Genomic DNA, 14425 nt, shown 5'->3' with positions numbered 1-14425 from the left:
CCCAACGACAAGGAGTGTTTTTATGCAACGCGGTCTCCCAATCCTGAAAAACCTGTTCCGGAGTGTTTTGCTTTTGTCCGCACTCACTGCTGCAAGCGCCCAGGCGGCGGAAAAAATTGACCTGATCATCGACACCGACCCAGGCGCCGATGATGTGGTGGCATTGCTGTTTGCCATGGCCTCCCCGGATGAGCTGAACATTCGTGCGCTGACCACCGTCGCCGGCAACGTGCGCTTGGACAAGACCTCCCGCAACGCCCGCCTGGCCCGTGAGTGGGCAGGGCGCGAGGACATCCCGGTGTATGCCGGTGCGCCAGCGCCACTGCTGCGCACGCCTATCTACGCCGAGAACATCCACGGCAAGGAAGGTATTTCCGGCGTCACCGTACATGAACCCAAAAAGGGTCTGGCTGACGGCAATGCCGTTGATTACCTGATCAAGACCTTGAGCACCGCCAAGCCTCATAGCATCACCATCGCCATGCTCGGTCCGCAGACCAACCTGGCGCTGGCACTGACCCAGGCCCCCGAAATCACCCAGGGCATCAAGGAAGTGGTGGTGATGGGCGGCGCGCACTTCAACGGCGGCAATATCACGCCGGTGGCGGAGTTCAACCTGTTCGCGGACCCGGTTGCGGCCGAGATCGTGCTCAAGAGTGGCGTCAAGCTGACTTACCTGCCGTTGGACGTGACCCACAAGGTACTGACCAGCGAAGCGCGCCTGAAAAAGATTGCCGACATCAAGAACAACGCGAGCAAGGTCGTGGGCGATATTCTCAATGAGTACGTCAAGGGCGACATGGAGCACTACGGCATTCCAGGCGGCCCGGTGCATGACGCTACCGTCGTTGCTTACCTGCTCAAGCCTTCGCTGTTCAGCGGACGTGACGTCAACGTGGTCGTGGACAGCCGTGAAGGCCCTACCTTCGGCCAGACCATCGTCGACTGGTACGACGGCCTGAAGCACCCCAAGAACGCGTTCTGGGTGGAGAACGGTGATGCCCAGGGCTTCTTTGACCTGCTGACCGAACGCCTGGCGCGTCTGAAGTAATGTGTTGACCGGTCGGCGTTCGCTGGCCGGTTCTTATGCGCGCTCGGGGTTGTGTGCCCCCATGTGGTCGGCCGGGTATTTCTCGAATATCTGGCCGATGAATGCTTGCGCCGCTCGTGTACCCAGTTCCTTGACCAACAGGTCGATACCGATGATTGCCAATTCCTCGGGGCTTCCGGGGCTGTAGGAGCTCTGTCCCTGTGGCCATTTGGCTTTGATGTCGGCTTGGAGCGTTACGGTGGTCATGACTGTCTCGCGGGGCTGAAAGTACTGGGCAATGCGCTGGAACGCGGTTCTTACCGGGCCAGTTAACCATTTTGCATCGTCTTTGGCACTGATACTTAGGCATGAGTCGATTCGGAATGACGGCGTCGCTGTGCGACACTGTCTGCCTGTTTAATTGCCGGGGAACACCGCGTGCAGATCGACTTGAACAACCCCGAGAACCTGACGCTGGCGAATGTGCGCCTGCTTCTCGCCAGTGCCAGTGACGACGAACATGCCCAGTTGCGGGTAACCAAGGCCGGCATTGCCTACATCTCCTCAGGGAAGGTCGTAGGCGGTGTGGAGATCGACGGGCTGCTGTTTCGCCTGGAGACCTGGGCCAAGGGTTCCGGATACGTAGGCAATGTGGCCGCCAGCGATGAAGTCTGGGTGACGCAGATCTTCAATGCATTGAAGGAAAACTGGCCAAAGCCGGCGTTCGACTACATCGACATCTACTGAGCATATTCATATCTGGTCACGATTGATCGGGCGAATGCCCGTCGAGAGTCAGGCAGACTTGCCCTGCGGCGGTTTACGTCTTGAAACCAATCCGCCCAATCGCTGTCGCACGATCTCTGTCCATTTTTTATCATAGGAGGCTTCATGCCTTGGAAGCTCGCATCATTCGGTACTTTGTTGGCAGCACTCGCGTTGGCGGGTTGCAGCACCCCGGGTGCCTCTGAGCCAGCCAAAGACGCCGCCGTGGCCGATGCCGGTCATAGCCGCTGTGAGTCGAAGGCCGCCGAGTTCACTATCGGCCAGAAAGCTTCGCCCCAGTTGCTGGAACAGGCGCGTACCCGTGCCGGTGCGCAGAACGCACGCATCCTCAAGCCTAACGATATGATCACCCTGGAATACCGCTCCGACCGCCTGAACCTGAACACCGATGACAACCTGGTGATCACGCGGGTCAATTGCGGCTGAGCCTTTAAAAGGCTTTTGCAGCGCCCACAAAAAACCCCGTCACATGGACGGGGTTTTTTTAGCTCAGCGGAGAATTACTCGCCGCGAACTTGTGCAGCTTGCATACCCTTTTGGCCTTTCTCAGCCACGAAGGAAACGGTTTGGCCTTCTTTCAGGCTTTTGAAACCGTCGCTTTCGATAGCTTTGAAGTGTACGAACAGGTCGTCACCGCCACCTTGAGGAGTGATGAAGCCGAAGCCTTTTTCATCGTTGAACCATTTAACGGTGCCGGTTTGGCGATTAGACATGGTGTATCTCCAAGAAACATATATTTTCAGTAGTGCTGTGCTGCTCAGGCCAACTGGGCACACTGGGCTATCATAGTCGAAATGTTCGGCTTGGGAGCCCCCCCAAGGCATTGTTTGCTAATCAATAGCGTTGCGTTTGCTACCAAGTTCGGCTGAAAGCCCCGATCTACGGGGCTTTGGCTCGAAATATCAACTGGTAAAAAAAGCCGTAAAAGCTGTGTAATTTGTGAGAAATGGCAGTTTTCGGGCTGTTTTAACCGTAAAAAAGCCGTGTGATCAGTGGCAAATCTTACTTTTTCTTCACGACTTTGCAGGACGAAATCGCCGCGACTGCTTTGTTTTTAAGCTCCGGGCTGGCGTTCTGGTTGGTCATGAGTTCTTTGATTTCCGCGGTGCTCAATTCGGCGTTGATCTTGTCGGCGCCACATTCGCAGTGGGCTTTGGCAGTTTTGACGTCTACGTTCTGGCTGGCAGCTGCGCTGCAATCGCTGACGAAGCTGTCGCGAGCACCGGCTGGCCAGTTTGACGGGGCTGCCGCCTGCGCGCCGAGGGAAAGGAGGGTCAGGGAAGCGGCGAGAGCGAGGGTAGAGGTAAAACGCATCATGAGGATGCTCCTTTGGGTCGAGGACGAACGGCGATTCTCAGTGGGTTTGAGGCATTGCGTACAGCTCAAGTTCACTTTTGCAGCTATAAAGGCCGGAATTTGTATTTGCGCAAGCCAGCGGCGCGGCGATGACCGTTCATCTGTGCTAGCATTCTGCGCTTGGCTATTTCCAGGCGAGCCAATTGCCGCCTTGCCATGTTCTTTTTAGCTCACTCCAGTCACTCTGGTTCGATTATCGGTTGGCCGAAAGGCTCCTGCCGCTGTAAGGCAGGCGTTCATCACTGAACGGCCTGGTGTTGGATCTTGTACTGGCTCATCCCAACCCACGTGACCTTTGGTAGGGGTCACCACTAGGAGAGGAGGCGCCATGCCAACTATTACTCTTCCCGACGGCAGTCAACGTTCATTCGATCATTCGGTTTCCGTAGCCGAGGTCGCCGCATCCATTGGCGCAGGCCTGGCCAAGGCCACCGTGGCCGGCAAGGTCGACGGCAAGCTCGTCGACGCGAGCGACCTGATCACCGGCGACGCCAGCCTGCAGATCATTACGCCCAAGGATCAAGAGGGGCTGGAGATAATTCGCCACTCTTGCGCGCACCTGATTGGCCATGCGGTCAAACAGTTGTACCCAACCGCGAAGATGGTGATCGGCCCGGTCATTGACGAAGGCTTCTATTACGACATCGCCTATGAGCGTCCTTTCACCCCGGACGACCTGGCCGCCATCGAACAACGCATGCACGCGCTGATCGAAAAAGATTACGACGTGATCAAGAAAGTCACGCCTCGCGCCGAAGTGATCGACGTGTTCACCGCCCGTGGCGAAGACTACAAGCTGCGCCTGGTGGAAGACATGCCGGACGAGCAGGCCATGGGCCTGTACTACCACGAAGAATACGTCGACATGTGCCGTGGCCCCCACGTGCCCAACACGCGCTTCCTCAAGTCCTTCAAGTTGACCAAGCTGTCCGGTGCCTACTGGCGTGGCGACGCGAAGAACGAGCAACTGCAACGTATCTACGGCACTGCGTGGGCTGACAAGAAGCAACTGGCTGCCTACATCCAGCGCATCGAAGAAGCCGAGAAGCGCGATCACCGCAAGATCGGCAAGCGCCTGAACCTGTTCCACCTCCAGGAAGAAGCGCCGGGCATGGTGTTCTGGCACCCGAACGGCTGGACCCTGTATCAGGTACTCGAGCAGTACATGCGCAAGGTTCAGCGCGAGAACGGCTACCTGGAGATCAAGACACCTCAGGTGGTTGACCGTAGCCTGTGGGAGAAATCCGGGCACTGGGCCAACTACGCCGACAACATGTTCACCACCCAGTCGGAAAACCGCGACTACGCCATCAAGCCGATGAACTGCCCATGCCACGTGCAGGTGTTCAACCAGGGCCTGAAGAGCTACCGCGAGCTGCCGATGCGCCTGGCCGAGTTTGGTGCCTGCCACCGTAACGAGCCATCGGGTGCGCTGCACGGCATCATGCGCGTGCGTGGCTTCACCCAGGACGACGCCCACATTTTCTGCACCGAAGAGCAGATGCAGGCCGAATCCGCCGCGTTCATCAAGCTGACCATGGACGTTTATCGCGATTTCGGCTTTACCGAAGTCGAGATGAAGCTGTCCACTCGTCCGGAAAAGCGCGTTGGCTCCGATGAGCTGTGGGATCGCGCCGAAGCTGCACTGGCCGCAGCACTGGACAGTGCGGGGCTTGCGTACGACTTGCAGCCGGGCGAGGGCGCGTTCTACGGTCCGAAGATCGAGTTTTCTCTGAAAGATTGCCTTGGCCGCGTCTGGCAGTGTGGTACTCTGCAGCTCGATTTTAACCTGCCGATCCGTCTGGGAGCCGAATACGTCTCCGAAGACAACAGCCGTAAACACCCGGTTATGCTGCACCGGGCGATCCTCGGCTCGTTCGAACGGTTCGTCGGGATCCTGATCGAGCACTACGAGGGTGCATTCCCTGCGTGGCTGGCTCCGACCCAGGCAGTGATCATGAATATCACTGATAAACAGGCAGATTTTGCCGCTGAAGTTGAAAAAACACTCAACGAAAGCGGATTTCGTGCCAAGTCCGACTTGAGAAATGAAAAGATCGGCTTTAAAATCCGCGAGCATACTTTGCTCAAGGTTCCCTATCTTTTGGTTATCGGAGATCGGGAAGTCGAGATGCAGACTGTCGCTGTGCGTACTCGTGAAGGTGCTGACCTGGGCTCGATGCCCGTCGCCCAGTTCGCTGAGTTCCTCGCGCAAGCGGTTTCCCGGCGTGGTCGCCCAGATTCGGAGTAATTATTATTAAGCGTGAAATGAGACAAGATAAACGAGCTGCACCGAAAGCCCCGATCAACGAGAATATCTCGGCACGCGAGGTTCGGTTAATTGGCGCTGACGGCGAGCAGATTGGCATCGTCTCGATTGATGAAGCGCTTCGTATTGCAGAAGAGTCCAAATTGGACCTGGTGGAAATCTCCGCCGATGCAATCCCACCCGTATGCCGGGTGATGGACTACGGCAAGTCGATCTTCGAAAAGAAGAAGCAGGTTGCCGCGGCGAAGAAGAACCAGAAGCAGATTCAAGTAAAAGAAATCAAGTTTCGTCCAGGGACGGAGGAAGGGGATTACCAGGTAAAACTGCGCAACCTGGTACGTTTCCTGAGTGATGGGGACAGGGCCAAGGTATCCTTGCGATTCCGCGGCCGTGAGATGGCCCACCAGGAGCTGGGGATGGAACTCCTCAAGCGGGTTGAAGCTGACCTGCTCGAGTACGGTTCGGTCGAACAGCATCCTAAGATGGAAGGACGCCAGCTGATCATGGTCATCGCCCCGAAAAAGAAGAAGTAATCAACAGGGCACGGCAGGCCTTCTGATTATGTTTATCAACTGAATGCGGAGTATCCGAACATGCCAAAGATGAAGACTAAAAGTGGTGCTGCTAAGCGGTTTCTGAAAACTGCTAACGGTATCAAGCACAAGCACGCTTTCAAGAGCCACATCCTGACCAAAATGTCGACCAAGCGTAAGCGTCAACTGCGCGGTAGCAGCTTGCTGCATCCGTCTGACGTGGCAAAAGTCGAGCGCATGCTGCGCCTTCGTTAATTTTTGGTTCAAGAATAGAGGAAGTAACTCATGGCTCGTGTAAAGCGTGGCGTCATTGCCCGTAAACGTCACAAAAAAATTCTGAAACTTGCTAAAGGCTACTACGGCGCGCGTTCACGCGTATTCCGTGTTGCCAAGCAAGCGGTAATCAAGGCAGGCCAATACGCCTACCGTGACCGTCGTCAGAAAAAACGTCAGTTCCGCGCTCTGTGGATCGCTCGTATCAACGCTGGTGCACGTGTTAACGGTCTGTCCTACAGCCGTTTCATCGCTGGCCTGAAAAAAGCGTCCATCGAGATCGACCGTAAGGTTCTGGCTGATCTGGCAGTGAACGAAAAAGCGGCGTTTGCTGCGATTGTCGAGAAAGCTAAAGCCACCTTGGCTTAAGTACCCCCGACAGTCACCCTGGGTTACTCCGTAGCCCAAGGTGTTAAACGTCATAAATAGGGGAAGAGCCTTCAAGCTCTTCCCCTATTTTGTATCTGGAGTCTGTACATGGAAAACCTGGACGCGCTCGTCGCCCAAGCCCTTGAGGCTGTGCAAAGCGCTGAAGATGTAAATGCCCTGGAGCAAATCCGGGTTCACTACCTTGGCAAAAAAGGTGAATTGACTCAGGTGATGAAGACCCTGGGGAATTTGCCGGCTGAAGAGCGTCCGCAAGTCGGTGCGCTGATCAACGTCGCCAAGGAGCGTGTCACAGAGGTTCTCAATGCGCGCAAGGCGTCGCTCGAGGAGGCCGATCTTGCGGCCAAGCTCGCCGCCGAGTCCATTGACGTCACCTTGCCTGGCCGTGGCCAGGCCTCGGGCGGTCTGCATCCGATCACCCGGACTCTGGAACGTATCGAGCAGTTCTTCACCCACATCGGCTACGGCATCGCCGAAGGCCCTGAGGTCGAAGACGACTATCACAACTTCGAGGCGCTCAACATCCCTGGCCATCACCCGGCCCGGTCGATGCACGACACCTTCTATTTCAACGCGAACATGCTGTTGCGCACCCATACCTCGCCGGTACAGGTCCGCACCATGGAAGCGAACAAGCCGCCGATCCGCATCGTCTGCCCAGGCCGTGTGTACCGCAGCGACTCCGATATCACCCACTCGCCGATGTTCCACCAGGTCGAAGGCCTGCTGGTTGATCGCGATATCAACTTCGCCGACCTCAAAGGCACCATCGAAGAGTTCCTGCGGGTGTTCTTCGAGAAGGAACTGGCGGTGCGTTTCCGTCCATCGTTCTTCCCGTTCACCGAGCCATCCGCTGAAGTCGACATGGAATGCGTGATGTGCAGCGGTAAAGGCTGCCGCGTCTGCAAGCAGACCGGTTGGCTGGAAGTGATGGGCTGCGGCATGGTTCATCCTAACGTGCTGCGCATGTCCGGCATCGATCCGGAAGAGTTCTCGGGCTTCGCCTTCGGCATGGGCGTTGAGCGTCTGGCCATGCTGCGTTACGGCGTGAACGACTTGCGTCTGTTCTTCGACAACGACTTGCGGTTCCTCGCGCAATTTCGCTAGTCGTAACGAATCTTTAGGAGAGCAGGATGAAATTCAGTGAACAATGGCTGCGTGGCTGGGTAAGCCCGCAGGTAGATCGCGACGAGCTGGTTGCTCGTCTGTCGATGGCCGGTCTTGAGGTCGATAGCGTTACCCCGGCCGCCGGTGTCTTCAGTGGTGTGGTAGTGGGCGAGGTGCTAAGCACCGAGCAGCACCCCGATGCCGACAAGCTGCGTGTATGCCAGGTCAGCAATGGCACGGAAACTTTCCAGGTCGTCTGCGGAGCGCCCAATGTGCGCCCGGGCCTGAAGATCCCGTTCGCTATGATCGGTGCCGAGCTGCCGGGCGATTTCAAGATCAAGAAGGCCAAGCTGCGTGGCGTTGAGTCCAACGGCATGCTGTGCTCCCAGGCGGAACTGCAGGTGGGCGAGGGCAATGATGGCCTGATGGAACTGCCGGCCGACGCGCCAGTGGGCCAGGACATTCGTGTTTACCTGGAACTGGAAGACGCCAGCATCGAGGTCGACCTGACCCCGAACCGTGGCGACTGCCTTTCCCTGGCGGGCCTCGCACGTGAAGTGGGCGCGTTGTACAACGCCCCGGTCACTCGTCCAGTGGTTGCCGCCGTGCCTGCGGTGCACGACGAAGTGCGCCCGATCGACGTGCTGGCCCCAAGCGCATGCCCGCGTTACCTGGGCCGTGTGATCCGCAACGTCGACCTGTCCAAGCCAACCCCGCTGTGGATGGTTGAGCGCCTGCGTCGCGCCGACGTGCGCAGCATCGACGCTGCCGTCGACATCACCAACTACGTGATGCTGGAACTGGGCCAACCGCTGCATGCGTTCGACCTCGCCGAAATCAATGGCGGCATCCGTGTGCGCATGGCGGAAGAAGGCGAGAAGCTGGTGCTGCTCGATGGCCAGGAAGTCAGCCTGCGTGCCGACACCCTGGTGATTGCCGACCATTCCCGCGCCCTGGCGATTGCCGGCGTGATGGGGGGTGAGCACAGCGGTGTTTCCGAGAAGACTCGCGACGTGTTCCTTGAGAGTGCGTTCTTCGACCAGATCGCCATTGCCGGCAAAGCCCGTTCCTACGGCCTGCACACCGATGCGTCGCACCGCTACGAGCGCGGCGTGGACTGGAAGCTGGCCCGTGAAGCCATGGAGCGCGCCACTGGCCTGCTGCTGGAAATCACCGGCGGCGAAGCCGGCCCGATCACTGAAACGGTGAACGAGCAGTACCTGCCGTCCATTGCGCCGATTACCCTGCGCGCCAAAAGTGTCGAGCAAATGCTTGGCCTGGTCATCGAGCCGGCTGAAATCGAGCAACTGTTGTCTGCCCTCGGCCTGGGTGTTTCCGCAGGTGCACAAGGGCAGTGGACCGTTGAAGTACCAAGCCATCGCTTCGATATCAGCCTGGAAGTCGACCTGATCGAAGAGCTGGCTCGCTTGTACGGCTACAACCGTCTGCCGGTTCGTTACCCGCAAGCGCGCCTGGCACCCCAGCCGAAGGCTGAAGCGCGCGCGCACCTGCCTGACCTGCGTCGTCTGTTGGTTGCCCGTGGCTACCAGGAAGCAGTGACCTACAGCTTCATCGATCCCAAGCAGTTCGAGCTGTTCAATCCAGGCGTCGAGCCGCTGCTGTTGGCCAACCCGATCTCCAACGATATGGCAGCCATGCGTTCTTCGCTGTGGCCAGGCTTGGTGAAGGCACTTTCCCATAACCTGAACCGTCAGCAAGATCGCGTGCGCATGTTCGAAAGCGGCCTGCGATTCGTCGGCCAACTCGATGGCCTGAAGCAAGAGCCGATGCTGGCTGGCGTGGTGTGCGGTAGCCGCCTGCCGGAAGGCTGGGCGCAGGGTCGCGATGCCGTGGACTTCTTCGACGTCAAGGCTGACGTGGAAGCGGTGCTGGGCTTTGCCGGTGCTCTGGATGCGTTCACCTTCGTACCGGGCAGCCACCCGGCGTTGCACCCTGGCCAGACGGCACGCATCGAGCGCGAAGGGCGCTTGGTCGGCTTCGTCGGTGCTATTCACCCTGAGCTGTCGAAAACCCTCGGTCTTGACCGTCCGGTATTTGTCTTTGAGCTGGTCCTGGCTGAAGTCGCTTCGGGCAAAATGCCTAAATTCAGCGAGCTGTCGCGCTTCCCTGAAGTGCGTCGTGACTTGGCGTTGATTGCCGACCGCGAAGTGGCCGCCACTGCCGTTCTGGATGTAATCCGTGAAAATGCAGGGGAATGGCTGACAGACCTCAGGCTATTTGACGTCTATCAGGGTAAAGGCATTGATCCGCATAGAAAAAGCCTTGCAGTTGGCTTGACCTGGCAGCATCCATCGCGCACTCTTAATGACGATGAGGTGAATACCACGACACAAAATATCCTCACCTCGCTCGAACAAAGGTTGAACGCCACGTTAAGGAAGTGACGTATGGGGGCTTTGACGAAAGCTGAGATGGCGGAACGTCTGTACGAAGAGTTGGGTCTGAACAAGCGCGAGGCCAAGGAATTGGTCGAGCTGTTTTTTGAAGAGATCAGACACGCTCTGGAAGACAACGAACAGGTCAAATTGTCCGGTTTCGGCAATTTTGACCTGCGGGACAAACGCCAGCGGCCTGGCCGCAATCCAAAAACGGGAGAAGAAATCCCGATCACGGCTCGCCGTGTGGTCACCTTTCGTCCAGGGCAGAAGTTGAAGGCCCGAGTTGAGGCTTATGCTGGAACCAAGTCATAACGACGAGCTACCCGTCATCCCAGGCAAACGCTACTTCACCATTGGTGAAGTCAGCGAGCTCTGTGCGGTAAAGCCGCACGTGCTGCGCTATTGGGAGCAGGAGTTTCCTCAACTCAACCCCGTCAAACGCACCGGGAACCGTCGGTATTATCAGCGCCAGGACGTGCTGATGATCCGACAGATCCGCGCGTTGCTGTACGACCAGGGGTTCACCATCAGCGGCGCGCGCCAGCGCATGTCCGGTGATGAAGCCAAAGACGACACCACCCAATACAAGCAACTGATACGCCAGATGATCTCCGAGCTCGAAGATGTGCTGGTGGTTCTGAAAAAGTAATTCCGGCTTTTAAAATACTTCCACATTTCAAAAGCTTGCGGTATATTCCGGTTCGCTTCCTTAAGAAGCGAACCCAGTAACACGCCTAGTCGGGGCGTAGCGCAGTCCGGTAGCGCACTAGCATGGGGTGCTAGGGGTCGAGTGTTCGAATCACTCCGTCCCGACCATTATTCCTGAGTAAAATCAGACACTTGAGCCGATCAGCTAGATCGGCTTTTTTGTGGCTGCGCAAAACTACCCAGTGACGTCGCTGATGTTAAGGTTTGCAATCACTTGGCCGCGAAGCCGGATACGTTCCATGGACTACCCCGTGCCCGGCCTTGCCCGGTGCTGCATTTCCTTCTCTGCGACCACCTCCTACGTCCTGAAGCGAAGAACCAGATCGTTCAAGTTGACAGCCAGGCGAGAAAGTTCGTTGCTCGCTGTGAGTGTTTGGCGAGTGCCTTCACTGCTCTGCACTGCAAGGTCGCGGATGCTTATCAGGCTGCGATCAACATCCCTCGCCACGTGTGCTTGTTCCTCAGACGCGGTGGCAATCTGGATATTCCGGTCGTTAATTTCGAGCACGGAATCAATAATTTGGCGTAGCGACTGGCCTGCATGTTCTGCAGTATCTCGCGTGCTATAAACCTCGGACGTGCTCTTTTGCATTGATTCGACCGCGGCAGAAGAGCCCGCTTGAATCGTGGATATCATCTGTTCAATTTCTTGCGTTGAGGTTTGTGTCCGGTGTGCCAGCGCTCGAACTTCATCTGCGACTACTGCAAAACCGCGACCCTGTTCTCCTGCACGAGCCGCCTCAATGGCGGCATTCAAGGCAAGCAGGTTGGTTTGCTCAGCAATCGCCCTGATCACACTCAGTACTTTGCTGATGTCTTGAGCTTGGGCTGCCAGTTCTTTCACCTGATCGGATGACACTTCAACCAACCCCGTCAACCCGCGCATTGCCGTTAACGTTTCAGTGACTTTTTGGTTACCCAAATCTGCGGCGATGCTCGACTGCATGGCTGCTTCAGAAGTGGAGTTGGCGTTACGTGCAACCTCTTCAACCGCAGCACTCATTTCGGTGACCGCGGTAGCAGCTTGCTCTATTTCGCTATTTTGTTGCTGAAGGGTGCGATCAGCACTTTCAGTAATCGAGGTCATTTCCACGGCAGCGGTACTCAGCTGGGAAGAAGCACCCGAGATTTCTAAAATGGTGTTGCGTAAATTTTTCTGCATCAAGTTCAGCGCATGCATCAAGCGCGAAGCTTCATCTGAGCCTGTTACTTCAAGGTCATGGGTAAGGTCGCCAGCGGCGATATCCTCCGCCAACTTAAGTGATGAGCTGATTGGGCCCACGATGCTCTGAGTGAACAAAATGGCCAAGGCGATGGTTAACATAAATGCCACGATCAGCACCGCTACCAGGACTTGGACGCTATGGTTGTATACGTCGGTAGCGTCTACACCAGACACCATGGCCTGGCGTGCATTTTGATCGCGCAGAACGGTCAGTTGCTCTTGATAGTCGGTGGCTCTTTGCGCTTGCTCGGTATTGGCAAAAATAACCGCTTGATCATGGTCGGATGAATCCATTGCAATGACTTTTCTGAGGCCGTCGATGTAGGCAGTCATGGCCTGGTTGGCCTTCGCGAATTGGATTTCGTCTTGCTCCCCAGACATCAGGTGCGCGCGATAATAATCAGTCTTCGACTGAAGTGTCTGTATAGCTTCCTGGACTTTTGACAGCGAGAAGTCATGCACATCGCGGGTGGCGCTAGAGAGCATGCGAATACTTTCAAGGCGGGCGTGAAGCAGGGCGATTTGGATATCGTCAATGACCTGGATACTGGGGAGGGAGTTTTGCTCGATGTTCTGCTCAGCGGCACGTAGCCGATTAATTTGTAGATAAGAGAAGGCTGCCAAGCTGATGAGCAGGCATGTAATCAGGCCAAAGCAGACAAAGGCTCTTCGCGCGATACTCAGGGATCTTAATTTCATAGAGGCCTCCAAGGGCCGGAGTTTAGTGGCGTGGCACTCCCACGCCATGTCGTTGATCACGAACAAAGGCGGCCTTTTTATGCAGCACAGTGAGATTCGGTTGCAGCTTGCGGGCTAGGCCTGAAACGAGGAATGCAAAAGAATGTATGGAAGTGATAGGCGCGCCAAATGATTGCGCGCTAATCAATTGGGGCTGCGCTTTCTATCGGCGTCCAGCAAGAAGAGTTCGGCGATGCCACGGGCTGTGTGCGCCACGCCCACGCTCGGTCTGCATCAGCTCACCCTTGCGCGGTGCGCACTCCGGCCGGAGTCAGCGTTATGAACTCTTCGTTCTCGAGGGTGGCATCGTCAGGTCATTAAGGGTTGCGGGGCGTTCTTGTCGGGCGCTGTATGGAAGGTGGGGTGGTATTGGTTTGAACTGCTGATTCCGGCAGGTGCCGAAATAGCTACCACCCAGAGGACATCGTAATGACTGAAGAAAAGAACACCGAGCCAGAGCAAGAAACCCCGGCGCATTCAACTGAGAAGGAGCGCGAGCGCCTGAAGGATTTCAACAAAGACGGGATACCGCCTGGCACTTGCTGATAATCAAGCGGCGCGGGCTTGCAGATGCCCGTTGCCGGGGCTTGGCGACATCGGCACAGGCTCGATGTCGCGGCGGCCTGTGCAATAAGAATCAGTCATAGCCACATGCCACCACTGGTCGGATCGACCGCCGCGCAGATGAACGATTTTTGATGGGCACCGCTCTATTTCCGCGGACATAATCAGGTGCTCAAATGCAACCATCAACGCAGCGTTCTGCGGTAAAAGCCTGGGCGGCTATCTACGCCCATGCGGTAGACGAACAGGATATTGAGGATAAATATTTCGAGTTGCTGAGGCAGGCCGACGATATGGAGAGCACCGGCCTCATCAACGGGAAGGAGTGGAGGATGCTCGTTCGTAGAGCGGGCGAATTTCTCGCAAGTACCGCAGAATAACAAGTAAGTAGGGGGGAGCTAGCCGGCTCTCCCGCCCCTCGACATGTCTATTTCAAACACAAGTTCATCAGCAAGCTTCTGAATGCTTGGGCTATCTGCGAGCGTGGCAAGGTTGATACCTGTCGTGCAGAACATAGCGTCATGTTCGGGCTGTCGTACCAGTATGGTCGCAGTCCAGCCATTCACCAGGATGCAATCTACCTGGTGCCCAGGCAGGCTCCGCTCTAAACCCTCAGTCAACGATATTTTCTTCCAGCTGTGCATGATGAGCTATCACTTGGCATTGATGCACGGTTGACAGGCCCCAGTTGAAAAAGTGCCAACGGTTCACTGCCGGCGCACCGCTCTGGCCGTCATCATCCAGTGAGCACGGTGGCGGGGCGCCTGCTAATGGCCAATTTGCTAAGCGTGTTAGTGCGCTTCCAAGGCGCGCGCGCCCAGTCCTACAGCCTCAACTTCTGATGACCCTGCGCGGTTTTTTCGACGGGTGACGTGTCTAGATCAATGGTTCTGAGGCTTTTAGGGTTGTCACCTCTGGCTTTGGCGACTACTCTGAAAATGTATGAATTGTTACGAATAATTTCGGTAGCGCTGGTTGTTGAGGCGCGATACTTCAGGACGAGGAACGAAACATGTTTTCACACGAAGGTCCCGCAATAGAGCTGTTGTT

At 56.6% G+C, this 14425-nt stretch carries 16 protein-coding genes and 1 tRNA gene; 13 read left to right on the top strand and 4 right to left on the bottom strand.

Features of this window, described 5'->3' with window-relative positions:
• The first annotated feature begins 22 nt into the window (after positions 1-22).
• The gene (locus ATH90_RS18455; protein WP_034107527.1) at positions 23-1051 is read left to right on the top strand and encodes a nucleoside hydrolase; all 1029 of its coding nucleotides are present in this window, start codon (positions 23-25) and stop codon (positions 1049-1051) included.
• A gap of 33 nt (positions 1052-1084) precedes the next feature.
• Here the strand turns inward: ATH90_RS18455 and ATH90_RS18450 are convergent, their stop codons facing one another.
• Positions 1085-1297, bottom strand: a complete 213-nt coding sequence (locus ATH90_RS18450; RefSeq protein WP_034107525.1) for a hypothetical protein — start codon at positions 1295-1297, stop codon at positions 1085-1087.
• Between the two features lie 171 nt (positions 1298-1468).
• Here ATH90_RS18450 and ATH90_RS18445 point away from each other — a divergent pair, with 171 nt between their 5' ends.
• Both ATH90_RS18445 and ATH90_RS18440 read left to right on the top strand, forming a co-directional pair.
• Complete coding sequence (locus ATH90_RS18445) at positions 1469-1777, top strand: hypothetical protein (protein WP_034107523.1); 309 nt, start codon at positions 1469-1471, stop codon at positions 1775-1777.
• Positions 1778-1921: 144 nt separating this feature from the next.
• Positions 1922-2242, top strand: coding sequence for an I78 family peptidase inhibitor (locus ATH90_RS18440; protein WP_025857833.1), 321 nt, complete (start codon positions 1922-1924; stop codon positions 2240-2242).
• Positions 2243-2316: 74 nt separating this feature from the next.
• Here the strand turns inward: ATH90_RS18440 and ATH90_RS18435 are convergent, their stop codons facing one another.
• On the bottom strand, positions 2317-2529 hold the full coding sequence (locus ATH90_RS18435) for a cold-shock protein (RefSeq protein ID WP_003234260.1): 213 nt from the start codon (positions 2527-2529) through the stop codon (positions 2317-2319).
• A gap of 289 nt (positions 2530-2818) precedes the next feature.
• The gene (locus ATH90_RS18430; RefSeq protein ID WP_016978147.1) at positions 2819-3133 is read right to left on the bottom strand and encodes a hypothetical protein; all 315 of its coding nucleotides are present in this window, start codon (positions 3131-3133) and stop codon (positions 2819-2821) included.
• Between the two features lie 367 nt (positions 3134-3500).
• On the opposite strand from ATH90_RS18430, the gene thrS reads away from it, so the two are divergent.
• From thrS to ATH90_RS18385, 9 genes are all read left to right on the top strand, one after another.
• On the top strand, positions 3501-5423 hold the full coding sequence (thrS, locus tag ATH90_RS18425; RefSeq protein ID WP_034107518.1) for a threonine--tRNA ligase: 1923 nt from the start codon (positions 3501-3503) through the stop codon (positions 5421-5423).
• Complete coding sequence (gene infC / locus ATH90_RS18420) at positions 5423-5974, top strand: translation initiation factor IF-3 (protein ID WP_015884933.1); 552 nt, start codon at positions 5423-5425, stop codon at positions 5972-5974. The genes thrS and infC overlap by 1 nt, the downstream gene beginning before the upstream one ends.
• A gap of 60 nt (positions 5975-6034) precedes the next feature.
• Entirely contained in the window at positions 6035-6229 is a 195-nt protein-coding gene (gene rpmI, locus ATH90_RS18415; protein ID WP_002553160.1) for a 50S ribosomal protein L35, read from the top strand.
• 30 nt (positions 6230-6259) lie between these two features.
• Positions 6260-6616 (top strand): 50S ribosomal protein L20, encoded by a 357-nt coding sequence (rplT, locus tag ATH90_RS18410; protein ID WP_002553161.1) that lies wholly within the window; start codon positions 6260-6262, stop codon positions 6614-6616.
• A 108-nt stretch (positions 6617-6724) separates the two neighbouring features.
• Positions 6725-7741, top strand: a complete 1017-nt coding sequence (pheS, locus tag ATH90_RS18405; protein ID WP_003192486.1) for a phenylalanine--tRNA ligase subunit alpha — start codon at positions 6725-6727, stop codon at positions 7739-7741.
• A 26-nt stretch (positions 7742-7767) separates the two neighbouring features.
• Positions 7768-10146: a phenylalanine--tRNA ligase subunit beta gene (gene pheT, locus ATH90_RS18400; RefSeq protein WP_098466977.1), complete on the top strand. Its 2379-nt coding sequence runs from the start codon at positions 7768-7770 to the stop codon at positions 10144-10146.
• Positions 10147-10149: 3 nt separating this feature from the next.
• The gene (gene ihfA / locus ATH90_RS18395; RefSeq protein WP_002553164.1) at positions 10150-10452 is read left to right on the top strand and encodes an integration host factor subunit alpha; all 303 of its coding nucleotides are present in this window, start codon (positions 10150-10152) and stop codon (positions 10450-10452) included.
• Positions 10433-10789: a MerR family transcriptional regulator gene (locus tag ATH90_RS18390; protein WP_003174972.1), complete on the top strand. Its 357-nt coding sequence runs from the start codon at positions 10433-10435 to the stop codon at positions 10787-10789. The genes ihfA and ATH90_RS18390 overlap by 20 nt, the downstream gene beginning before the upstream one ends.
• Before the next feature lie 90 nt (positions 10790-10879).
• Positions 10880-10956 (top strand) — tRNA-Pro (locus tag ATH90_RS18385).
• 190 nt (positions 10957-11146) lie between these two features.
• On the opposite strand, the gene ATH90_RS18380 is transcribed toward ATH90_RS18385, so the two are convergent.
• On the bottom strand, positions 11147-12772 hold the full coding sequence (locus ATH90_RS18380; RefSeq protein ID WP_069078743.1) for a methyl-accepting chemotaxis protein: 1626 nt from the start codon (positions 12770-12772) through the stop codon (positions 11147-11149).
• Positions 12773-13551: 779 nt separating this feature from the next.
• Between ATH90_RS18380 and ATH90_RS18370 the strand changes: the two genes are divergently transcribed.
• Entirely contained in the window at positions 13552-13755 is a 204-nt protein-coding gene (locus ATH90_RS18370; RefSeq protein WP_098466975.1) for a hypothetical protein, read from the top strand.
• The last annotated feature ends 670 nt before the right edge of the window (positions 13756-14425 follow it).

The organism is Pseudomonas lurida (genome assembly GCF_002563895.1).
Lineage (GTDB): Bacteria > Pseudomonadota > Gammaproteobacteria > Pseudomonadales > Pseudomonadaceae > Aquipseudomonas > Aquipseudomonas lurida.
Note: the sequence above shows the minus strand (reverse complement) of the source record. Positions and strands in the feature narration are given on the sequence as shown.